Below are 22,359 nucleotides of genomic sequence, written 5' to 3' on the forward strand. Positions count from 1 at the left end.
CAACCCGGAGGTCATCGAGCAGGTGCGGCGTGCCTGGGGCATCACCATCCGGGACGGCTTCGGGCAGACCGAGACCGCCGTGCAGGTCGCCAACACGCCGGGGCAGGTCCTCAAGACCGGTTCCATGGGACGGCCCAGCCCCGGCTACCGCGTCGAGCTGCTCGACCCGGTCTCCGGCGCACCCGGCGCCGCCGAGGGCGAGATCGCGCTCGACCTGTCCGAGCGCCCGGTGGGCCTGATGACCGGCTACCACGGCGACGCCGACCGTACGGCGGAGGCGATGGCCGGCGGCTACTACCGCACCGGGGACATCGCCGCCCGGGACGAGGACGGCTACCTGACCTACATCGGCCGGGCCGACGACGTCTTCAAGGCGTCCGACTACAAGATCAGCCCGTTCGAGCTGGAGAGCGCCCTGCTGGAGCACGAGGCCGTCGCCGAGGCCGCGGTCGTGCCGGCGCCGGACGAGCTGCGCCTGGCCGTGCCGAAGGCGTACGTCGTCCTCGCCGAGGGCTACGAGCCCGGCCCGGACACCGCCAAGGTGATCTTCGAGCACTCCCGTCAGGTGCTCGCGCCGTACAAGCGCATCCGGCGGCTGGAGTTCGGCGCGCTGCCGAAGACGGTGTCCGGGAAGATCCGCCGGATCGAGCTGCGCGAGGCCACGGCGGCGGGGTCGGAGAACGAGTACCGCGAGGAGGACTTCCGGTGAGCGCGCTGTCCTACACGCACGGCACGAGCGAGACGGTCCTGCTCGGCGACACCATCGGCGCCAACCTGGACCGGGCCGTCGCCGCCTGGCCGGAGCGCGAGGCGCTCGTCGACGTGCCGTCCGGGCGGCGCTGGACGTACGCGCAGTTCGGCGCCGACGTCGACGAGCTGGCGCGGGCCCTCGTCGCGAGCGGGGTCGCCAAGGGGGACCGGGTCGGCATCTGGGCCGTCAACTGCCCGGAGTGGGTGCTGGTCCAGTACGCCACCGCCCGCATCGGCGCGATCATGGTGAACATCAACCCGGCCTACCGCACCCACGAGGTCGAGTACGTCCTCAACCAGGCCGGTGTCTCGCTCCTCGTCGCCTCCCTCAGCCACAAGACCAGCGACTACCGGGCGATGGTCGACCAAGTGCGCGCCAAGTGCCGGGAGTTGCGCGAGGTGGTGTACATCGGCGACCCGAGCTGGGAGGCGCTGCTCGCCCGCGCCGGCTCGGACGTCCGGTACGAGGCGCTGTCCTGCGACGACCCCATCAACATCCAGTACACCTCGGGCACGACGGGCTTCCCCAAGGGGGCCACCCTCTCCCACCACAACATCCTCAACAACGGTTACTTCGTCGGCGAGTTGATCGCCTACACCGAGCAGGACCGGATCTGCATCCCGGTGCCCTTCTACCACTGCTTCGGCATGGTCATGGGGAACCTGGCGGCCACCTCGCACGGCGCCTGCATGGTGATCCCGGCGCCGTCCTTCGACCCGAAGGCCACGCTGGAGGCGGTGCAGCAGGAGCGGTGCACCTCGCTGTACGGCGTGCCGACCATGTTCATCGCGGAGCTCAACCTTCCCGACTTCGCGTCGTACGACCTGACGTCCCTGCGCACCGGCATCATGGCGGGCTCGCCGTGCCCGGTGGAGGTGATGAAGCGGGTGGTCGCCGAGATGCACATGGAGGAGGTCTCCATCTGCTACGGCATGACCGAGACCTCCCCGGTGTCGCTGCAGACCCGGATGGACGACGATCTGGAGCACCGCACCGGCACCGTCGGGCGGGTACTGCCGCATCTGGAGGTGAAGATCGTCGACCCGGCCACCGGGATCACCCGACCCCGCGGTGAGGCGGGCGAGTTGTGCACCCGGGGCTACAGCGTGATGCTCGGCTACTGGCAGGAGGCCGACAAGACCGCCGAGGCGATCGACGCCGGGCGCTGGATGCACACCGGGGACCTCGCGGTGATGCGCGAGGACGGGTACGTCGAGATCGTCGGCCGGATCAAGGACATGATCATCAGGGGTGGCGAGAACATCTACCCGCGTGAGATCGAGGAGTTCCTCTACGGCCACCCGAAGATCCGCGACGTCCAGGTCGTCGGCGTCCCGCACGAGAGGTACGGCGAGGAGGTGCTGGCCTGCGTGATCCCGCGGGACCCGGCCGACCCGCCGACGCTGGAGGACGTCCGCGCCTTCTGCGAGGGGCAGTTGGCCCACTACAAGGTCCCCAGCCGGGTGCAGGTCCTGGACACCTTCCCGATGACGGTGTCGGGCAAGGTGCGCAAGGTGGAACTCCGGCGGAAGTACGCCGGCTGACCGGGCCTCCGCCGGGCGGGGGAGGGGCTTGGCCCCTCAGCGGGACGCGGGGGCGGGGGGAGGGCGCCAGCATCGGGGCGTCGGCGCACGTACCCGATGTCGAAGGAGCCCACCCCATGGCCATCGCCGCGCACCCCGCCCGCTTGAGGCCGCACACCGCCGCGCCCGTCCCCCGGTGGGCGCGGCGGGCGGCCGCCGCCGTCGTCTGGGTGAACCTGCCCTCCGGGCTGTGGCGGCTCGCCGTCGTCCTCGGCGTACCGCTCGGCCTCGGCGACGCGGAGTACGACGCGATGCTGGTCCCCGGCTGGGGCTACCTGGTGCTGCCGCTGCTGTCCCTGGCCCAGGAGGCGCTGGCCGCGCTGACGCTGGGGCTGGTGCGCCCGTGGGGCGAGAGATGGCCGCGAAAGCTCCCTGTGCTGGGCGGCCGGCGCATCCCCGTGCTCGCGGCCGTGGTGCCGGCCGGTCTCGGCGCGCTCGCCTGCACGGTCTACGGCGTGCTGTTCGTGTGGACGACGCTGCACGCGGAGATGGCCATCACCCGCTGGGGCCTGTGGCTGCTGAACGCCTGCTACCTCCCCCTCCTGGCCTGGGGCCCCCTCCTGGCCACCCTCACGCTCCACTACTGGCACCGCCGCCACAGCGCCTGACGTCCCCACCGGCACCCGGGGCGGGGTGGGTGTCGGGGCCGGGCTCGCTGGAGTGCTCGTCGGGCCGGGGTGGGTGTCGGAGCGAGACTCACTGGAGCGCGCATCGAGTCGTGGTGGATCTCCGGGCCAGACTCACTGGAGCGCGCATCGAGTCAGGCTGGAGGGCCGGGCCCGGGCCGGGCTGGGATGTCGGGCCCGGCGGCTGCCTCGGCCGCTCACCCACGCCCGGCCGGCTCTGCCGAGCCCGCCTGCAACCGGTCCGCCACGCCTCACCTGCCGGCGGCCACCACACGCTTCGCCCCCTCACCGAGTTCGGGCCCGGGGGCTGGACCGCCCTGTGCTCCGGGGTTCGGACCGCCCCGGGCGCCCGTGTGGCCTCGGGGTCGGGCTCCGCTTCTCAGTTCGCGAGGCGTTTGGTCGTGAAGGCGTGGGCCGCCGCGTTGGCCGGGTGGGGTGGGGCCGTCGGGGGGAGTGTGAACAGGGGGATGGACAGGCCCTCCGCTCGGGCTCGGGCCTCGGCGGTGTGGCCCGGCCGGGAGAAGTGGACGCAGTCCACGGCGCGGGTCATCGCCGTCAGCCACAGGCACTCCACGTCCCGCAGTGAGGCCGGCCGCCCGCCCGGGACGACGTGGGCCAGCAGGCCGGGCGCGACCAGGCCGATGCCGTTCGGCGGGCGGCGGCCGGAGCGGCGCAGCTCCCGGTGGCCGAGCCGGTGCAGCAGCCGCGCGGCCGCGACCACCGCGTCCCAGGGCCCGGGCTCGTCCGGCGCCACCGGTATCCGCACCACCGTCCCGCACGGGCAGCCCAGCTCCGGCTGCGGCCACTCACCCGCGCGGCCGCACGCCCCGCAGCGCAGCGACACCCATTGCTCGTCCCACACCCGGTGCGTGACGGCCGTCGGCGCGGCCCGCCGGTCCAGCGGCGGCACGACCGGGGCGCCGCACGGGCACGGGTACACCGGCAGCACATAGCGCCGCTCGCGCCGGCAGGACGGGCAGCGCACCGGAACGCTCTCGGACATGGCCGGCCCCCTCCCGGACGTGGCGTCGGCTCGGCGTTCCCATGGTGCTCCAGGTGTCCACCCCTTGTCCGTCTCTTGACGGTCTTCGCCCCGCCCCCTACATTGCTTCCAGATAGTAGAAATAAGTTTCCGCTATACGGAAATCACGGGGGAGCCCGGATCACCGGCTAGCGGAGCTGGACTGGACGCGGACACGAACTCACCGCAGGGCGCGACGGGGAGAGCGAATCCGACAGCCGAAGCAGGAGTAACTCCATGGCTCGTATGACCGCTGCCCGCGCGGCAGTCGAGATCCTCAAGCGCGAGGGCGTCACCCAGGCGTTCGGTGTGCCGGGTGCGGCGATCAACCCGTTCTACAAGGCCCTCAAGGAGGGCGGCGGGATCGGCCACACCCTCGCCCGCCACGTCGAGGGTGCCTCGCACATGGCCGAGGGCTACACCCGCACCCAGCCGGGCAACATCGGTGTCTGCATCGGTACCTCCGGCCCCGCCGGCACCGACATGATCACCGGTCTGTACTCCGCGATCGGTGACTCCATCCCGATCCTGTGCATCACGGGCCAGGCGCCCACCAGCGTGATCCACAAGGAGGACTTCCAGGCCGTCGACATCGCCTCGATCGCCAAGCCGGTCACGAAAATGGCGGTCACCGTCCTGGAGGCCGCGCAGGTCCCCGGCGTCTTCCAGCAGGCGTTCCACCTGATGCGCTCCGGCCGTCCCGGCCCGGTCCTCATCGACCTGCCGATCGACGTCCAGCTCACCGAGATCGAGTTCGACCCCGAGACGTACGAGCCGCTGCCGGTCTACAAGCCGACCGCGACCCGCGCGCAGATCGAGAAGGCGATCTCCTTCCTGCTCGCCTCCGAGCGCCCGGTCATCGTCGCCGGCGGCGGCATCGTCAACGCCGACGCCTCCGACCTGCTGGTCGAGTTCGCCGAGCTGACCAACACCCCGGTCATCCCCACCCTGATGGGCTGGGGCACGCTGCCCGACGACCACGAGCTGAACGCCGGCATGGTCGGCGTGCAGACCTCGCACCGCTACGGCAACGCCAACTTCCTGGAGTCGGACTTCGTCCTCGGCATCGGCAACCGCTGGGCCAACCGCCACACCGGCTACAAGCTCGACGTCTACCGCGGCGAGCGCAAGTTCGTCCACGTCGACATCGAGCCCACCCAGATCGGCAAGATCTTCCCGCCGGACTACGGTGTCGTCTCCGACGCCAAGGCCGCGCTGGAGCTGTTCGTCGAGGTCGCCAAGGAGCTCAAGGCCGAGGGCAAGCTGCCCGACCGCGGCGAGTGGGTCGCCTCCACCCAGGAGCGCAAGGCCACGCTGCTGCGCCGTACGCACTTCGACAACGTGCCGATGAAGCCGCAGCGCGTGTACGAGGAGATGAACAAGGCCTTCGGCCCGGAGACGCGCTACGTCACCACCATCGGCCTCTCCCAGATCGCCGGCGCGCAGATGCTGCACGTCTACAAGCCGCGCCACTGGATCAACTGCGGCCAGGCCGGCCCGCTCGGCTGGACCATCCCGGCCGCGATCGGCGTCGCCAAGGCCGACCCGGAGTCCCCGGTCGTCGCGCTCTCCGGCGACTACGACTTCCAGTTCCTGATCGAGGAGCTCGCGGTCGCCGCCCAGCACAAGATCCCCTACGTCCACGTGCTGGTGAACAACGCCTACCTGGGCCTGATCCGTCAGGCGCAGATCGGCCTGGACATCAACTTCCAGGTCAACCTGGAGTTCGAGAACATCAACACGCCCGAGCTCGGCGTCTACGGCGTGGACCACGTCAAGGTCGCCGAGGGCCTGGGCTGCAAGGCGATCCGGGTCACCGAGCCGGACCAGCTGGGCGCCGCCTTCGAGCAGGCCAAGAAGCTGGCCGCCGAGTACCAGGTGCCGGTCGTCGTCGAGGCGATCCTGGAGCGGATCACCAACATCTCGATGAGCCGCACCATGGACATCAGCGACATCAGCGAGTTCGAGGACCTGGCCACCGAGCCGGGCCACGCGCCGACCTCCATCAAGACCCTGAAGGTCTGACACCGGTTGCGGTGAGGGCGGTCCATCCGGCGGATGGGCCGCCCTTCGGCATGTCCGGCGCGGGTGTCAGTCGAAGCCTCCGCCGCCCCCGCCGCAGCCGAAGCCTCCGCCGTGGTCGTGGCCACCGTGGTGGTGCCCGCCGCCGTGGTGACCGCCGTCGTGCGCGTGGCTCCCGCCGTGGCCTGCGCCGTCCGACGTGCCGCCGCCGTCGCGGTCGTCGTCCACCCAGTCGAAGAGGTCCTCACCGCCCGCGAAACGGCGTACCCCGCTGCCCCGGCCGAACGGGAACAGGCCCTCGTCCGCGAGCGCGCCACGGCCCGTCAGCCCGGCCTGCCGGGAGAAGCGCGGCAGCAGCACGGTCAGCGCCCGCTCGCCGTACAGCGCGACGGCGTACAGCGTCTCCTCCTCCGCGAGCGGTCCGTCCGGGGCCGCGGGGAGCGGGTGGCGCTCCCGCAGCTCCGCCAGGAGCCGGCGCACCGCCCGCGAGCGGCGCGGCGGCAGCGGGCGCAGCTGCCCGGCCGCCACCAGGTCCGCCCGCATCCGCGCCAGCGCCCGGCGCACCACGGCGCGTTCCAGCAACTCCCGCGGCCCGGCGGGGCGGTAGAGGGCGGTGCGTACGGCCTTCTCCAGCGGGTGCCGGAACACCGTGGCGTCGGCGGCCGTGCCGCTCCTGCGCAGGGTGCCCGGCCGCCCGGCGTCCACGGTGCCCCGCAGATGCAGGGCGACCACGGCGACCGTGACGGCGGCCCGTGCCCCCGCCCGCAGCAGAGCCGCCTCGTGCGGCCCCAGCCGCCCCGTCGCCCGCGCATCGCTCATACCCACCACCCCCGTCGCCGCTCACCCGCCCGCCCGGCGTGTGACCGGTATGTGCCCCGGCAGGCAGGCCGGCGAAGCCTTGCGGGGGCCGGTTCAGAGGTGGATTTGAGGGTTGCGCAGGGCCCCTACGTCGCCTTGTGTACGTCCTCGGGGGCCTCGTGGTGTTCCGACAGGCCCGGCCAGTCGTCCGGGCCGCCGCCCTGCCATTCGATGAAGTCGCTCTCCGCCACGTCCGTCACATACAGGTCGGCCAGCCGCAGGATCTCGGCCACGTCGTCGATGTGCGTGGCGACGCCCAGGGTCGCGTCGCCCTCGGTGACCCGCCGTGAGCCGTCCAGCGCCGGCGGGTGCACCACGACATGCGGGTGCTGCGTTGCGTGCGTCATGTCTCCAGGCTGCTGCCGCCGTGACAGGGCCGCACCCCGGACAACGCCGAGCGGCGCCGGGACGGGAAACGCCGAGCGGCGCCGGATGCGGGACCGTCCGCATCCGGCGCCGCTCGGCCGGTGAGGCTTCTTCGGTTGTGGCCGTCCGACGGCGCGAGACTGGGCGCGACAGGACATTCGCGCCGCCGGACGGAGTCTGGGGAACCCCTCGTACAGGGGGAGTGGCTGGGACCGCGGCGGATGCGACGGAGCCGGACGTACCTGCCTCACGTCGGCAGGGACGTCACGTTTCCTTCACCACCGCACTGGCTCGCACGCCGCCGCGGTCTCGCCCTGCCCGCCATGCCCCGCGATCACCCCTCATCCGGATCGCGCGGCGGCGGGTCGTACGCGTCCGGATCCCGACCTCCCCGCCGGGTCCGGACGCAGCCTCGTGGCCTGGAGGATCAGTCCTCGCGCAGGGCGCGGACCGCCTCCTCCACGCGCTTGCCGTACTCGACGTCGGCGGCGTGGAAGTGGGCCAGGTTCTTCTCGATCACGTCGTTGCGGGAGACCTGCGACAGGCCGCCGGCGATGTTCGCGATCAGGCGGGACTTCTCGTCCTCCGACATCAGCCGGTACAGCTCACCGGCCTGGAAGAAGTCGTCGTCCTTGGTGTGCAGCGGGGCCGCGTGGTTGCCGGTGTGGCCGGACACCGCGAGGGGCGCCGACAGCGGGCGGCCGGTCTCGACCGGGCCGTCGTAGGAGTTCGGCTCGTAGTTCTTCGCGTCGCGGCCCTGGGCGTTGAGCGCCATGAAGCCGTCGCGGCCGTAGTTGCGGGCGCCGCCCGGAACCGCCTTCGGCGAGTTGACCGGCAGCAGGGTGTGGTTGACGCCCAGGCGGTAGCGGTGCGCGTCCGCGTAGGCGAACAGGCGGCCCTGGAGCATCTTGTCCGGCGACGGGCCGATGCCCGGCACGAAGTTGTTCGGGGAGAACGCGGCCTGCTCGACCTCGGCGAACACGTTGTCCGGGTTGCGGTCCAGCACCAGGCGGCCCACGCGCTGCAGCGGGTAGTCGGCGTGCGGCCACACCTTGGTCAGGTCGAACGGGTTGAAGCGGTAGTTGGCCGCCTCGGCCGCCGGCATGATCTGGACGTAGAGGGTCCAGGACGGGTACACGCCCCGCTCGATGGCCTGCAGCAGGTCCGTCTGGTGCGAGTTGGGGTCCTTGCCCGCCAGCTCGGCGGCCTGCTCGCTGGTCAGGGAGCGGACGCCCTGGTTCGTCTTGAAGTGGTACTTGACGAAGAAGGCCTCGCCCTTGGCGTTCGTCCACTGGTAGGTGTGCGAGCCGTAGCCGTTCATGTGGCGGTACGACGCCGGGATGCCGCGGTCACCCATCAGCCAGGTGATCTGGTGCGTGGCCTCGGGGGCGTGCGCCCAGAAGTCCCAGACGTTGTCCGGCTCCTGCTTGCCCGTGAACGGGTCGCGCTTCTGCGAGTGGATGAAGTCGGGGAACTTGATCGGGTCCTTGATGAAGAACACCGGGGTGTTGTTGCCGACGAGGTCGTAGTTGCCCTCCTCGGTGTAGAACTTCACCGCGAAGCCGCGCGGGTCGCGGACGGCGTCGGCGCCGCCGAGCGAGTCGGCCACGGTGGAGAAGCGCAGGAACACCTCGGTGCGCTTGCCGATCTCGCTGAGGAAGTCGGCGTGGGTGAAGCGGGTGACGTCGTCGGTCACCTCGAAGTGGCCGTAGGCGCCGGAGCCGCGGGCGTGCACCACACGCTCCGGGATGCGCTCGCGGTTGAAGCGCGCGAGCTTCTCCAGGAGCTGCTGGTCCTGGATCAGGAGCGGACCGCCGACACCGGCGGAGGCGGAGTTCTGGTTGTCGGCGACGGGGGCGCCGGACTCGGTGGTGAGCACGCGCTTCGACATGTGGACCTTCCGAACGGGACTGCTGAGGCCTGGTGACGGTGCAAGTGAGCGTAAGGACGCGCGACCAGGAGCGTCAACAGTTTGTTGAAGTCATTTTCAACGTTTTGTTGAAGTGGTGGGCATGCGTGGTTCCGGGAGGGTCAGACCTGGGCGCCGGAGAGGCGCTCCACGGCCCGCAGCAGGGCCGAGTGGTCCAGGCCGCCGTCGCCCTGGGCGCGCAGCGAGGCGACCAGCTGGGCGACCACGGCGCCGACCGGCAGGGCAGCGCCGACGTTGCGGGCGGCGTCGGTCACGATGCCCATGTCCTTGTGGTGCAGGTCGATGCGGAAGCCCGGCTTGAAGTCGCGGTTGAGGAAGTTGTCCTTCTTCCGCGTCAGCACGGTCGAGCCGGCCAGACCGCCGTTGAGGACGTCCAGGGCGGCCTGCAGGTTCACGCCGGACTTCTCCAGGAAGACCACGGCCTCGGCGCACGCCTGGATGTTCACGGCGACGATCAGCTGGTTGGCGGCCTTCACGGTCTGACCCGAGCCGTGCGGGCCGCACAGCACGATGGTCTTGCCGAGGGCGTCGAAGATCGGCTTGGCCTCGTCGAAGTCGGCCTGCTCGCCGCCGACCATGATCGACAGCACGGCCTCGATGGCGCCGGCCTCGCCGCCGGAGACCGGGGCGTCCAGGACGCGCACGCCCTTGCCCTTGGCGGCCTTGGCCAGGTCGACGGAGGTCTGCGGGGTGATCGAGGACATGTCGATCAGCAGGGCGCCGGACTTGGCGTTCTCCAGGATGCCGTCCGGGCCGTAGGCGATGGCCTCGACCTGCGGGGACGCGGGCACCATCGTGATGACCACGTCGGCGTCGCGCACGGCCTCGGCGATGGAGGAGGCCGCGGTGCCACCGGCGGCGGCCAGGCGGTCCAGCTTCTCCTGCTCCAGGGTGAAGCCGGTGACCTGGTAGCCGGCCTTGATCAGGTTCTCGGACATGGGGGAGCCCATGATGCCGAGGCCGATCCAGGCGATCTTGGGGAGGTTGCTCATGCGGGGGTGCCTCTTTCTCACTACTGCTGTGCTACGTCGGGGAGTTGGCGCCCGGCTGACGGACGCCCCGGGTGTCAGCGGGCGGCGCGCGCCTCGCGGGGCAGCCACTCGAAGGCCTCGGCGCTGGGCTTGTCGCCCGGCTTGTACTCCAGGCCGACCCAGCCGTCGTAACCGGCCTTCTTCAGCTGGTCGAGGAAGTCCTCAAGCGGCAGCGAGCCGGTGCCGGGGGCGCCGCGGCCCGGGTTGTCGGCGATCTGCACGTGGCCGGTCTTCGCCGCGTACTGTTCGATGACCGACGGCAGGTCCTCGCCGTTCATGGACAGGTGGTACAGGTCCATGAGGAACTTGGCGTTGCCGAGGCCGGTCGCCTCGTTCACCTTGTCGACGATCTCGATCGCCTTGGGAGCGCTCACGATCGGGCACTTCGGCGACTCGGGCTGGTTGAGGGCCTCGATCAGGATCGTGCCGCCGACCCGGCCGACGGCCTGGGCCGCGAGGGTCAGGTTCTCCAGGGCGAGCGCGTCCTGCTCGGCCGGGTCGACGCCGTCGACGCGGTTGCCGTACAGGGCGTTGAACGTCGTGCAGCCCAGGGACTGCGCGAAGGCGATCGCCACGTCGATGTTGGCGCGGAACCTCTCCGACTCCTCACCGGGCACCGACAGGGCGCCGCGGTCGGGGCCGGGCAGTTGGCCGGCGTAGAAGTTCAGGCCCGTGAGCTGTACGCCCGCGTCCTCGATCGCCTTCTTCAGGGCGTCGAGCTCGGACTGCTCCGGGGTGGGGGTCTCGATCCAGGGCCACCACAGCTCGACCGCGGTGAAGCCGGCCGCGGCGGCGGCCGCGGGACGCTCCAGGAGCGGGAGTTCCGTGAAGAGGATCGACAGGTTGACGTTGAAGCGCTGGTCTGCGAATCCCATCGGGGGCCGCGCTCCCTTCCGTGTGTCGAGTTTCCGTATGACGGAAGTTCGTTTCTGCGTAATGGAAGATTGCCTGTGGCAGGGGGCGACTGTCAAGAGCGGCCGCAAAAGAGCGCCCCCGCGTGGGGGACGCGGGGGCGCTGGGAGGGGCCGGTGGAAGGTGGTCAGAGGGCGTCGACGCCGCTCACCTTCCAGCCGGCCGAGGTACGGGTCATCGTCAGCCGGACCCGGTTCAGATCCAGGCGGGAACCGGTGACCTGGGTGCTCCGGGTGACCTGGTTGACGAAGAGCAGGACCGTGACGCGGTCCGGCGAGGCCGAGACCACCGAGGCCGCGGGGGTGCCGCCGTCCGCGGGATGCGCGACGGTGGCCTTCACCACCGCGTGGTACTTTCGGGCCGTCGGCCCGACCACGCCCGCCGTGGTCTTGTCGTACTCCTTTTCGAACGTCCCGGTGAGCCGGGCGCGCGCGGCGGCGAAGTCCTTCGGCAGACGCCGGTAGTCGTACGACAGCACCACGGGCACCGCCTGCTCCGCGGCCACGAGTGCCTGCCGGCGTGCCTCCTCGGCCCGCGTTCCCTGCCGGCAGCGCCATCCCAGCAGGCCGGCCGCCACCAGCCCCGCCACCAGCAGGAGGCAGAGCAGCGCGGTGAGCAGCCGCCGGCGCCGGGGCGAGGAGCCGGCCGCGCGGGCGTCCCCGGTGCCGTCCCGTTCCGCGTCGTCGTCCTCGGTGGTCCCCGGCTCCGGCGGGTCCTGCCAGCCGTCCTTCGGCGCCTCGACGACCAGGGTGCGCCCGGCGGGCGGCCGCGCGGCCGGGCTCGCGCCCGCGGCCTCGTCCTGGCCGCGCTCCGCGCGTTCGGCCCCGGCCTCCTCGCGCCCCCGTTCCGCGCGCTTGGCCGCCGCGCGGGCTGCCGCCGTCATGGTGCGCCGGGCGCCGGTTCCCCGGCCGCCGCCGACCCGGGTCGTCGTCCTCGTCATGGTCGTTCTCCTTGTGAGGGTCAGCCGACGAACTCGACGTCGGAGGTCAGCCAGCGGCCGTGGGCGAGGACCAGGTCCAGCTGAAGCCGGTAGGTGCGGGACTCGCCCTGCGGTACGGCGGTGTTGGTGACCTTGCTGTCGGCGACCACCAGGACCCGGGCCGAACGGGCGTCGGAGCGGACGATGCCCGCCTCCAGGACCTGGCCCTCGGACACCGAGCGGTTCGCGGCGACGAGCTGTGTGAGCTGCTGGGTCTGCGCGGCGAACTGCTTCTTGAACTCGCCGGTCGCGCCGTCGAGGACGGTCGCGCTGTCCCGGTCGTAGTGCCGGTAGTCGAGCGAGGTGAAGTTCAGCGCCGACTGGCGGGCCGCGGCCAGGACGTCCTGGCGCCGCTGCTCCGCCTCCCGCTGGTCCGCCAGGCGCAGGCCCAGCCAGGCCGCCGCAGCGGCCGTGAGGAGGGTCGCCAGGACGAGCCCGGCCGTGAGGGCCCGGTTCAGGCCATCGGTCCGACGAGCAGCCATTGCCACGACTCCTTTCCGAAGACGGTCTGCTGGCCGCCCGTCGAGCCGATCTCGACGGGCGTTCCGTCCGGGCCGGTCACACTGCCGGTCTCCGGGTCGTACGGCGTGACGTACGCCGTCTGATCGGCGCCGCCCGCGCCACGGGCACCGGGGGCGTTCTGGGCGCCCCGCACCGACGTCGGGCCACCGCGCGGGGCGGTGCAGTGCGCGCCGGTGTGGGCCGGGCGGGTGCTGGTGTCCGCGGGGTCGCGCCGCGCGGTGCCGTACCCCCGGGTGCACGCGGGAGGGTCGTCGGCGTTGATCACCAGGCCGAAGTGGAAGGTGCCGTCACCGGGTGCGACGGTGTAGCTGCCCGAGACCAGGGCCGGGAAGGTGACCAGGGCCTGCTCCACGCCGGGCAGCCGGGCCACCATGACCTGGCCGCCGCTGATCAGGTTGGCCAGCAGCACCGACAGCCGCGGGGACAGGCCCTTCAGCAGCGAGTTGACTTCCTGCGCGGCCGGTGCCGCGTTGCCGATCACCTTGCGCAGGTCCCCGTCGCTCGCCTTCACCTGGGCGGTGAGCGCGGCCAGGTCGCGGGCGAACGACTTGATCGACGACCCCTGGTCGGCCTGCGTCTTCAGGACCGTCCGGGAGTTCTCGATGAGCGAGATCGTCTCGGGCAGGGACGCGGACGCCGAGTCGACGAGCGCGTTGCCCGAGTCGACCAGCCGGCTCAGGTTCGGACCCGTGCCGGCGAACGCCCTGCCCAACTCGTCGACGGTGACCCGCAGGTCGTCCTTGCCGACCGAGTTCACCAGCCGGTCGAGGCTCAGCACCAGGTCCGTCGAGGGCAGCGGCACCCGGGTGCTGCCGCGTGGGATGGAGCTGCCGTCGAGCAGATACGGCCCGTCGTCCGTGCGCGGCTGGAGATCGACGTACTGCTCGCCCACCGCCGAGCGGTTGGCCACCACGGCGAGGGTGTCCGCCGGTATGTGCGGCGCCCCCTCGTCGATGTCCAGGGCGACGGACACCCCGCCCCCACCGGTCAGCCGCAGCTTCCCGACCCGGCCCACCGGCACCCCGCGGTAGGTGACCTCGGCGCCGGGGAAGATGCCGCCGGAGTCGGCGAAGTCGGCGCGCACGGTGTAACCCCGGTCCAGCAGGTCGTCCGCCAGGCCGGTGTACTCGGCGCCGACGTACGACACGCCGAGGGCGGTGACCGTGGCGAACGCCAGCAACTGTGCTTTCACCCCGCGTGTGATCACGGCTGGACCCCCTTCAGCAGCAGCTCGGCGAGGCCCAGGTCGATGCCCTCGGGCGGCCGCCCGCGGGTGACGTAGGCGCTGGTGCACACCGGCGGGCACAGCGGCCCGCCGCCGGTGCCGGGCGCGCTCGGCAGCGCGGTGGGTGACGGGACGGCGGGTGTGTCCGGGAGGTCGGGGACATCCGGCAGCTCCGGTACGGCGGGTGGCTGCGGCAGCTCCGGCAGGTCCGGCGTGCCGGGCTTCGGGCTGCCGCCCCCGCCGGGCTTGCCGGTGAGGTTGCCGTACAGGGCCGCCAGGTCGAGGTCGGCGGTGATGTGCAGGTTGACGTAGTCGCCCTTGATGGCGTCGACGGCGTTGCGCGGGAACGGGTAGGTGGTGAGCAGCTCCAGCGCGCCCGGCAGGTCGTCGCCCGCCTTGTTCAGCTGTTGCAGGATCGGCCGGAGCAGCTTGAGGTCGGCCACGGTGTCGTCGTGCGAGGCCTTGACCACCTTGGCGCCGGTCGTGCCGAGCCGGCCCAGGGCGGTGAGCATCGCCGTCAGATCGCGCCGCTGGCCGGCGAGGACCTTCAGGGCCGGCGGCAGCGTGTCGACGGCCGTGGCGATGGTCTGCTTCTCCGCCCCGAGCCGCTTCGCGAGCCGGTCGACGGCCGCTATCGCGCGGACGATGTTCCCCCGCTGCTTGTCGAGGCCGCCGATGAAGGTGTCCAGCTGGGTGAGCAGGGACCTGACGCGGTTCTCCCGGCCGTCGAGTGCCTTGTTCAGCTCCACGGTGATCGTCTTGAGCTGGGCCACGCCACCGCCGTTGAGCAGCGCGGACAGCGCCGAGAGGACCTCCTCGACCTCGGGGTTGCGGCCGCTGCGGGACAGCGGGATGCGGTCGCCGTCGTGCAGCCGGCCCACCGCAGCCGTGCCGGCCGGGGCGGACAGCGCCACGTACTTCTCGCCGAGCAGGCTGGTCTGCCGTACGTCGGCGATCGCGTTGGCGGGCAGCTTCACCGAGCCGGCGACCCGCAGCCGTACGCGCGCGTGCCAGCCGTCGAGCTCCACCTTCTCGACCGCCCCGACGGTGACGTTCCCGACCTTGACCGCGGACTGCGGGACGAGGTCGAGGACGTCACGGAACTCGACGGTGACGTGGTAGGCGTGGCCGTCGTCGGCGGCCCCGCCGGGGAGCGGGACGTCGTACCAGCCGTCGAACTCGCAGCCGGACAGCAGCAGCGAGCCGGTCACTGCCCAGGCGAGGGCGCCCGTCCTGCGCAGCCGGCTCATACGCCCACCCCCAGGATTCCGCCGAGGGTCCGGTCGGTCGTGCCCGTCACCGCCGGTCCCTGCGGCACTTGGGGCAGGGAGTCGAACAAGTCGCGCAGCTCCTTGCAGTCGGTCTTCTCACCCGTCGTCCTGAGGACGGAGCACAGCAGGGACGCCGGGTCCTGGGCCTGGTCGGCGTTGTTGCGGGTGTCGAGGGTGCCCGCGGACGGGTTGTAGGCGTTGTTCAGGTTCGACAGGCCCGTCGGCGCGACCTCCAGCAGCTCCTCCAGCGCGGCCCGTTGGGCGACGAGCACCCGGGTCACCTTGCTCAGGCCCGTCACATCGGAGGTGAGCCCCTTCTTGTTGTTCTTCACGAAGTCCGAGACGTCGCCGAGCGCTGTCCCCAGGTTCCTCAGCGCCGCCGCGAGGTCCTTGCGCTCGCCCGCGAGCTGGTCGGCGACCTCGGTGAGGCTGGTGGTGAACGACCGCACGCTGCGGTCGTCGGCAGCGAGCGCCGCCGTGAACACCTGCAGGTGATCCACCGTGCCGAACAGGTCGGTGCGGCCGTCGGACAGTGTGCTGACCGCCTGCGAGAGGTCCTCGACACTCTGGTGGAGGTTCCCGCCCTGCCCGTCCAGGGTCTCGGCGCTCACCCCGAGCAGCCGGGACAGTGAGCCGTCCTTGTTCGCGCCCTTCGGCCCGAGCGCCTCGGCGGTGGTGTGCAGGCTGTCGAAGATCCGGTCCAGCTCGACCGGGACGGCCGTGCGCGACTCGGGGATCACGGCGCCGCCGTGCAGCACCGGGCCCCGGCGGTAGACCGGCAGGAGCTGCACATAACGGTCGCTTACCACCGAGGAGTTGATGATCGCGGCCCGGGCGCCGGCCGGCACCTTGCGGCCGGCGTCGTACTCCAGCTCCACGCGCACCCGCCGCCCCTGCGGCGTGATCGAGACGACCTTGCCGATCCGGACGCCGAGGACGCGGACGTCCGAGCCCGGGTAGATGCCGACGGTGCGCGGGAAGTACGCGGTGACGCGCACGGTGTCGGGCCGCGGCCACAGCACGTGGATGAGCGCGGCGACGACGGCCAGGGCGACGAGCAGCACGAGGCCCTTGCGCAGGCGGGTCATCGGCGGCCCCCCGTCCGCGGTACCACCGGGGCGGCGACCAGGTTCTGGACGTAGGAGTCGAACCAGCGGCCGTTGCCGAGGGTGTTGGTGAACAGCCGCACATACGGCGCCAGCAGCCGGATGCTCCGGTCGAGGCCGGCCTGGTTGCGTTCGAGCATCTGCACCACGCGGTTCAGACCCGTCAGCGCGGGCCCGATCTCCTTCTCGTTGTCGTCCACGAGGCCGGACAGCTCGATGCCGAGCGCGGCCGAGGTCTTCAGCAGGTTGTGGATCGCCGTGCGCCGCTTGCTGATCTCCGTGAAGAGCTTGTCGCCGTCCTTGACCAGGGCGGAGAAGTCCTTGGAGCGCGCGGCCAGTACGCCGGTGACGCCGTTCGCGTGCTTCAGCAGCTCGCCGAGCGCCTTGTCGCGCGAGGCGACCGTCCGGGAGATCCGGGACAGGCCCTTGATCGACGACTGCACCTCGGCGGGGGAGTCCTGGAACGTCGTCGAGAGGGTGTCCAGGGCCTTCGCCAGCCGCTCGGTGTCCACCTGCTCGGAGGTGGTGGTCAGATCGCTGAACGCCTGGACGACGTCGTACGCCGAGACCGTGCGCCGCAGCGGGATCTCGCTGCCGGCCCGCAGCTGCCCCGGGCCCCTCGGGTACAGCGCCAGGTACTTGGCGCCGAGGATCGTCTTGACCCGGATCGCCGCCCCGGTGTCGGTGCCGAACGCCGGGTCGTCCTTGACCTTGAAGGTGACCTTGACGTGGTCGCCGTCCAGGTCGACGTCCTCGACCTTGCCGACCTTGACGCCGGCGATGCGCACCTCGTCGCCCGGCTTGAGCCCGCCCGCCTCGGAGAAGGCCGCGCTGTACGTCTGCCCGCCGCCGATCAGCGGCAGGCTGTCGGCGTTGAACGCGGCCACGGCCAGCAGCGCGAGGACGGTGAGCCCGACGGCACCGATGACCACCGGGTTGCTCCCCCACTGCCTGAAGGGCGTGGGAGGCGCCCCCACGCGGAGCGGCGTCAGACGGGGGCGCCTCAGGCGCGGCAGCCTCGGCGGGTCGATGCGGACCTTCACCAGCGGCTGCGGCCGGGGCGGACGGGGCGCCCGACGGGGCAGCCGTATCCGCGGCAGCCTCGGCGGCTCCACGCGCACCTTCACCAGCGGCTCGGGACGCTTCCTCGGGCTCATGATCCGCACCTCGCCCTCGCCACGTGCAGGTCCGGGGTGAGCGTCTGGCGGGTCTTCGGCAGCACGATCCGGCCGTCGAAGTCGCAGAGGTAGAAGTTGAACCAGGAGCCGTAGGACGCCGTCCCGGTCAGCTCGTTGAGCTTGTTCGGCAGCCGCTGCAGCACGCCCTCCACGGTCTTCTCGTTCCTGTTCAGCGTCCCGGTGAGATCGGTCAGCTCGGCGATGTCGTCCTTCAGCGGCGGACGCGCGTCCTTCAGCAGCCCCGCCGTGGCCCCGGTCAGGTCCGCGATGTTCACCAGCGAGTCCCCGATGGGCTTGCGGTCCGCGGACAGCCCGGAGATCACCCGGCGCAGCTGGGTGAGCAGCTCGGAGAAGCGGGCGCCGCGCTGGTCCAGCGTGGTCAGGACGGTGTTGAGGTTGTCGATCACCGAGCCGATGAGCCGGTCCCGGTCGGCCAGTGTCGTGGTGAGCGAGGCGGTGTGCACCAGCAGGCTGTTGACGGTGCCGCCCTCGCCCTGCAGCGTCCGGATGATCTCGGTGGCGAGCTGGTTGACGTCGTTGGGGCTGAGCGCGGCGAACAGCGGTTTGAAGCCGTTCAGCAGCACGTTGAGGTCCAGCGCCGGCTGGGTCCGCGAGAGCGGGATCGTGCCGCCGGGCCTCAGCGGGCGGGCGTCACCGGCGCCCTCGGTCAGCGCGACGTACCGCTGCCCCACCAGGTTGCGGTAGCGGATCACCGCGTGGGTGCCGGTGAGCAGCGGCCGGTCGGCGCGGACGGTGAAGGAGACCTCGGCCAGCGTCCGGTCCTTGATCCGGATCCCCTCGACCTCGCCGACCCGCACCCCGGCCACCCGGACGTCGTCGCCCTTCTCCAGGCCGGTGACGTCGCTGAACACCGCCCGGTAGGTGTGCTCGGGAGTGAAGGAGAGGTTCACGATGGTCGCGGCGAGCAGGGCCGTCGCCAGCACGGTCACCAGCGCGAACAGGCTGAACTTGAGCAGGGGTGCGGCGGTCTGCCTCATGCGACGCTCACCGCCGTCCCGCGCGCCATCGGCCCGAACAGCAGCGTCGCCACCGCCGGCACCTGATCGGCGGGCACACCCAGGACGGGCGCCACGAGCGAGCCGACGGCCCGCTGCTCGGCCCGGGTCGCGGTGACCCCGGCGAGCGCGGGGGAGCCGCCGTGCCGGGAGCCGTCGTTCAGCGGGAACCCGGGAGCGGGGACCGGCGGACCGGGCAGACCACGGCAGTCGGGCCCGGAACGCTCCCGGTAGCGGGGATACTCGCCCGGCTGGTACGCCCCCTGCTGCCGTACGGCCTCCAGGGTGATGTGCATCCGGCCGCCCCGGAACGCCTCCTCCGAGGCCTTCTCCTCCTGGACCAGGCCGGCCAGCAGGCAGGGGTACTCGGGCGCGTACCGGGCGAACAGGCTCAGCGTGGGGCGGGAGACGCGGCCCAGGGTGATCAGCCGGTCGCCGTTCGCGGCGAGGAAGTCCTGACCGGTGCCCGCGACGGTCGCCGTCGACTTCAGGGCCGTCGCCAGCCGGTCCTTCTCCTCGACGATCGTGCGGCTGGTGGTGACGGTGTTGCGCAGGATGTTCATCAGGTCCGGTGCCGCGTCGCCGTAGATCTCGGTGACCTGCGCGAAGCGGGCGATGTCCTCGGTGAGGGAGGGCAGATGCGGGTTCAGGCGGCGCAGGTAGGCCTCCAGGCGGGTCAGGTTGTCGCCGATACGGTCGCCGCGGCCCTCCAGGGCGGTGGCGAACGCGGACAGCGTGGCGTTGAGCTTGCCGGGCTGCACGGCCCGCAGCAGCGGCAGCAGGTCGTTCGTCAGCTGCTGCAGCTCGATGCCCACGCGGGTGCGGTCCTGGGTGATGACGTCGCCGGCGCGGATCGGGCGAACCGAAGGGGACGCGGGCGCGACCAGGTCGACGTACTTCTCGCCGAAGAGCGTCTTGGGCAGCAGACGCGCGTGCACGTCCGACGGGATGTACGCGGCGTACTCCGGCTTGAGCGCCAGGTCCAGCGTCGCCTTCGTCCCGTCGGAGTGCACCGCGCGCACCTCGCCGACCAGCAGGCCCCGCAGCTTGACGTCGGCCTGTGGATCCAGCTGGTTGCCGAGGCTGTCGGCCTCCAGCCGGACCCGCACCACCGGCGTGAACGCCTGCCGGTAGACGGCGACGGACAGGGACAGCAACAGCGCGATCACGGCGAGGAACACCACCCCGTACACCCGCAGTCTCAGCGCCCTCATACGGTTCACCCCGCGATCCGCACGGTCGTGTTGGCGCCCCAGATCGCCAACGACAGGAAGAAGTCCACGACGTTGATCGCCACGATCGACGTGCGCACCGCCCGGCCCACCGCGACGCCGACGCCCGCCGGGCCGCCGCTCGCGTGGTAGCCGTAGAAGCAGTGCACCAGGATGATCAGGACGGCGAAGACGAGCACCTTCCCGAACGACCACAGCACGTCGACGGGCGGCAGGTACTGGTGGAAGTAGTGGTCGTAGGTGCCCGCCGACTGGCCGTAGTAGCCGGTGGTGATCGTGCGCGCCGCCAGGTAGGAGGACAGCAGCCCGATCACGTACAGCGGGATCACCGCGACGAAGCCGGCGATCATCCGGGTGGTCACCAGGAACGGCAGCGACGGCACGCCCATGACCTCCAGCGCGTCGGTCTCCTCGCTGATCCGCATGGCGCCGAGCTGGGCGGTGAAGCCCGCGCCGACCGTGGCGGACAGCGCGAGCCCCGCCACCAGGGGCGCGATCTCCCGGGTGTTGAAGTACGCCGACAGGAACGCCACGAAGTTGGAGGTGCCGAGCTGGTTGAGGGCGGCGTAGCCCTGCAGGCCCACCTCGGTGCCGGTGAAGAACGACAGGAAGGCGATCACCCCGACCGTGCCGCCCACCACGGCGAGCGCGCCCCGTCCGAAGCTCACCTCGGCGAGCAGCCGCAGGATCTCCTTCTTGTAGCGGCGCACGGTACGGCCCGTCCACGCCAACGAGCGGCCGTAGAAGGACAGTTGGGTGCCGAGCCGCTCCAGGCTCTGCCAGAGTGCCATGGTTTCAGCCCCTCTGCGGGACGACCTGGAAGTACACCGCGGTCATCACGAAGTTCGTCACGAACAGCAACATGAAGGTGATCACCACCGACTGGTTCACCGCGTCGCCCACGCCCTTCGGGCCGCCCTTCGCGGTGAGTCCCTTGTAGGAGGCGACGATCGCGGCGATCGCGCCGAACACCAGCGCCTTGATCTCCGCCGCCCACAGGTCGGACAGCTGGGCCAGGGTGGTGAAGGAGGCGAGATAGGCGCCCGGGGTGCCGTTCTGCAGCACGACGTTGAAGAAGTAGCCGCCGGCCACGCCGACCACCGACACCAGGCCGTTGAGCAGCACCGCCACCACCATGGACGCCAGCACCCGGGGCACGACCAGCCGGTGGATCGGGTCGATGCCCAGCACCTGCATCGCGTCGATCTCCTCGCGGATCTTGCGCGCCCCGAGGTCCGCGCAGATCGCCGTGCCGCCGGCGCCCGCGATCAGCAGCGCGGTCACGATGGGCGAGGCCTCGCGCAGCACCGACAGCACCGAGGCGGCCCCGGCGAAGGACTGCGCGCCCAGCTGCCGGGTCAGGCTGCCGATCTGCAGCGCGATGACCGCGCCGAACGGGATGGACACCAGCGCCGTCGGCAGGATCGTCACACTGGCGACGAACCAGGCCTGCTGGATGAACTCCCTTGTCTGGAAGGGCCGTCTGGGCAGGGTGCGCAGGACGTCCAGGGCCATCGCGAAAAGGTTTCCGCAGTGCCGGAGCGCCCCGGTGGGGGACAGGCTCATGCGTCGGCCACCGCCTTTCCGTGCGGCTCGGCCTCGCGCCGGCCGTGCAGCTCGGCCTCGCGCCGGGCGATCGCCTCCCAGCGGGGCGGGCGGGTGATGCCGGGGCCCGGCAGCAGCCGCGGTGTCAGCTCCCGGCTGACGGGCCCGTCGTCGAGCCCGGCCAGCTCCTGGCGGACCTGGGCCGCGTCCTTCTCCTCCGCCATGCCGATCGGCCCCTGCATCCGGCCGTTCAGGAACTGCCGTACGACCGGCTCGTCGCTGGTCAGCAGCCGTTCGCGCGGACCGAACATCACCAGCTCGCGGCGGAACAGCAGCCCGATGTTGTCCGGCACCTGCCGGGCCGAGGCGATGTCGTGCGTGACGATCAGGAAGGTCGCGTCGATCTGTGCGTTGAGGTCGACGATGAGCTGGTTGAGGTAGGCCACGCGCACCGGGTCGAGGCCCGAGTCGGGCTCGTCGAACAGGATGATCTCCGGGTCGAGCACCAGGGCCCGGGCCAGCCCCGCCCGTTTGCGCATGCCACCGGAGATCTCGCCGGGCAGCTTGCCCTCGGAGCCGATCAGCCCGACCATGTCCATCTTCTCCCGGACGATCCGTCCGATCTCGCTCTCGGACTTGCGGGTGTGCTCGCGCAACGGGAAGGCGATGTTGTCGTACAGGTTCATGGAGCCGAACAGCGCGCCGTCCTGGAACAGCACGCCGAACAGCTTGCGCACCTCGTACAGCTCGCGCTCACGCAGTTTCGTGATGTCCCGGCCCTGGATCGTGACCGAGCCGCGCTCCGGCTTCAGCAGGCCGACGAGCGTTTTCAGGAACACCGACTTGCCCGTGCCGGACGGGCCGAGCATGACCGAGACCTCCCCGGCGGGCAGCGTCAGCGAGACGTCCTGCCAGATGACCTGGTGACCGAAGGACTTGGTCAGCCCTTCCACACAGATCTCGACACCCATCCGGTCCCACCCTTCAGCCCGTGCCCGCGTCCGGGAGCCCGTGAGCGGCTCCGACACCTGCTCTACGGGGAGCGACGGGGCGTCCGTCGCGGGGAGTGGAACTTTTTTCGGCGGGGGGGTGCGCGGGTTTTGCCACGGGGGTGCCGGGGGCGGGTGGGTGCTCGGGGGTGGCGCTTTGGCGGGGTGCCGGCGGGCCGGGGGGGCTGGCGGGGTG

General features: G+C 71.6%; 21 protein-coding genes. 4 read left to right on the forward strand and 17 right to left on the reverse strand.

Annotated elements, in window-relative coordinates:
* From C3489_RS35280 to C3489_RS35290, 3 genes are all read left to right on the forward strand, one after another.
* Positions 1-709, forward strand: a 709-nt coding sequence (locus tag C3489_RS35280; RefSeq protein WP_146075392.1) for an AMP-binding protein, incomplete at its 5' end; no start/stop codon positions are given.
* Complete coding sequence (locus C3489_RS35285; RefSeq protein WP_103786220.1) at positions 706-2,295, forward strand: AMP-binding protein; 1,590 nt, start codon at positions 706-708, stop codon at positions 2,293-2,295. The genes C3489_RS35280 and C3489_RS35285, both read left to right, overlap by 4 nt.
* A 116-nt stretch (positions 2,296-2,411) precedes the next feature.
* Entirely contained in the window at positions 2,412-2,942 is a 531-nt protein-coding gene (locus C3489_RS35290) for a hypothetical protein (protein ID WP_103786221.1), read from the forward strand.
* Positions 2,943-3,339: 397 nt separating this feature from the next.
* Here C3489_RS35290 and C3489_RS35295 read toward each other — a convergent pair whose 3' ends face one another.
* Positions 3,340-3,963 (reverse strand): hypothetical protein, encoded by a 624-nt coding sequence (locus tag C3489_RS35295; RefSeq protein ID WP_103786222.1) that lies wholly within the window; start codon positions 3,961-3,963, stop codon positions 3,340-3,342.
* 255 nt (positions 3,964-4,218) lie between these two features.
* On the opposite strand from C3489_RS35295, the gene gcl reads away from it, so the two are divergent.
* Positions 4,219-6,006: a glyoxylate carboligase gene (gene gcl, locus C3489_RS35300; RefSeq protein WP_103786223.1), complete on the forward strand. Its 1,788-nt coding sequence runs from the start codon at positions 4,219-4,221 to the stop codon at positions 6,004-6,006.
* Positions 6,007-6,072: 66 nt separating this feature from the next.
* Here the strand turns inward: gcl and C3489_RS35305 are convergent, their stop codons facing one another.
* The 16 genes from C3489_RS35305 to C3489_RS35380 form a co-directional block, all read right to left on the reverse strand.
* Positions 6,073-6,822, reverse strand: coding sequence for a TIGR04222 domain-containing membrane protein (locus C3489_RS35305; protein ID WP_103786224.1), 750 nt, complete (start codon positions 6,820-6,822; stop codon positions 6,073-6,075).
* 125 nt (positions 6,823-6,947) lie between these two features.
* Complete coding sequence (locus C3489_RS35310; RefSeq protein WP_103786225.1) at positions 6,948-7,208, reverse strand: hypothetical protein; 261 nt, start codon at positions 7,206-7,208, stop codon at positions 6,948-6,950.
* 446 nt (positions 7,209-7,654) lie between these two features.
* Positions 7,655-9,118 (reverse strand): catalase, encoded by a 1,464-nt coding sequence (locus tag C3489_RS35315; protein WP_103786226.1) that lies wholly within the window; start codon positions 9,116-9,118, stop codon positions 7,655-7,657.
* A 140-nt stretch (positions 9,119-9,258) separates the two neighbouring features.
* On the reverse strand, positions 9,259-10,149 hold the full coding sequence (locus C3489_RS35320) for a 2-hydroxy-3-oxopropionate reductase (protein ID WP_103786227.1): 891 nt from the start codon (positions 10,147-10,149) through the stop codon (positions 9,259-9,261).
* A 74-nt stretch (positions 10,150-10,223) separates the two neighbouring features.
* Positions 10,224-11,063, reverse strand: coding sequence for a TIM barrel protein (locus C3489_RS35325; protein ID WP_103786228.1), 840 nt, complete (start codon positions 11,061-11,063; stop codon positions 10,224-10,226).
* Between the two features lie 164 nt (positions 11,064-11,227).
* Positions 11,228-12,040 (reverse strand): hypothetical protein, encoded by an 813-nt coding sequence (locus C3489_RS35330; protein WP_103786229.1) that lies wholly within the window; start codon positions 12,038-12,040, stop codon positions 11,228-11,230.
* A 20-nt stretch (positions 12,041-12,060) separates the two neighbouring features.
* Positions 12,061-12,561 (reverse strand): hypothetical protein, encoded by a 501-nt coding sequence (locus C3489_RS35335; protein ID WP_103786230.1) that lies wholly within the window; start codon positions 12,559-12,561, stop codon positions 12,061-12,063.
* A complete protein-coding gene (locus C3489_RS35340; protein WP_103786231.1) occupies positions 12,534-13,808 on the reverse strand; it encodes an MCE family protein in 1,275 nt (424 codons plus the stop codon). Before C3489_RS35340 ends, C3489_RS35335 begins: the two co-directional genes overlap by 28 nt.
* The gene (locus C3489_RS35345; protein ID WP_103786232.1) at positions 13,805-15,076 is read right to left on the reverse strand and encodes an MCE family protein; all 1,272 of its coding nucleotides are present in this window, start codon (positions 15,074-15,076) and stop codon (positions 13,805-13,807) included. The genes C3489_RS35340 and C3489_RS35345 overlap by 4 nt, the downstream gene beginning before the upstream one ends.
* The gene (locus C3489_RS35350; protein WP_103786233.1) at positions 15,073-16,185 is read right to left on the reverse strand and encodes an MCE family protein; all 1,113 of its coding nucleotides are present in this window, start codon (positions 16,183-16,185) and stop codon (positions 15,073-15,075) included. The genes C3489_RS35345 and C3489_RS35350 overlap by 4 nt, the downstream gene beginning before the upstream one ends.
* Positions 16,182-17,360 (reverse strand): MCE family protein, encoded by a 1,179-nt coding sequence (locus C3489_RS35355; protein WP_181139976.1) that lies wholly within the window; start codon positions 17,358-17,360, stop codon positions 16,182-16,184. The genes C3489_RS35350 and C3489_RS35355 overlap by 4 nt, the downstream gene beginning before the upstream one ends.
* A complete protein-coding gene (locus C3489_RS35360) occupies positions 17,357-18,379 on the reverse strand; it encodes an MCE family protein (RefSeq protein WP_103786234.1) in 1,023 nt (340 codons plus the stop codon). The genes C3489_RS35355 and C3489_RS35360 overlap by 4 nt, the downstream gene beginning before the upstream one ends.
* On the reverse strand, positions 18,376-19,611 hold the full coding sequence (locus C3489_RS35365; protein WP_103786235.1) for an MCE family protein: 1,236 nt from the start codon (positions 19,609-19,611) through the stop codon (positions 18,376-18,378). The genes C3489_RS35360 and C3489_RS35365 overlap by 4 nt, the downstream gene beginning before the upstream one ends.
* Positions 19,612-19,616: 5 nt before the next feature.
* Positions 19,617-20,420 (reverse strand): ABC transporter permease, encoded by an 804-nt coding sequence (locus tag C3489_RS35370; protein ID WP_103786236.1) that lies wholly within the window; start codon positions 20,418-20,420, stop codon positions 19,617-19,619.
* A 4-nt stretch (positions 20,421-20,424) separates the two neighbouring features.
* The gene (locus C3489_RS35375) at positions 20,425-21,195 is read right to left on the reverse strand and encodes an ABC transporter permease (RefSeq protein ID WP_103786237.1); all 771 of its coding nucleotides are present in this window, start codon (positions 21,193-21,195) and stop codon (positions 20,425-20,427) included.
* Positions 21,192-22,145 carry an ABC transporter ATP-binding protein gene (locus C3489_RS35380; protein ID WP_103786238.1) on the reverse strand — a complete coding sequence of 318 codons (954 nt, stop codon included), beginning with the start codon at positions 22,143-22,145 and terminating at the stop codon, positions 21,192-21,194. The genes C3489_RS35375 and C3489_RS35380 overlap by 4 nt, the downstream gene beginning before the upstream one ends.
* Positions 22,146-22,359 lie beyond the last annotated feature (214 nt).

Source organism: Streptomyces sp. Ru71, from assembly GCF_002920535.1.
Taxonomy (GTDB): Bacteria; Actinomycetota; Actinomycetes; order Streptomycetales; family Streptomycetaceae; genus Streptomyces.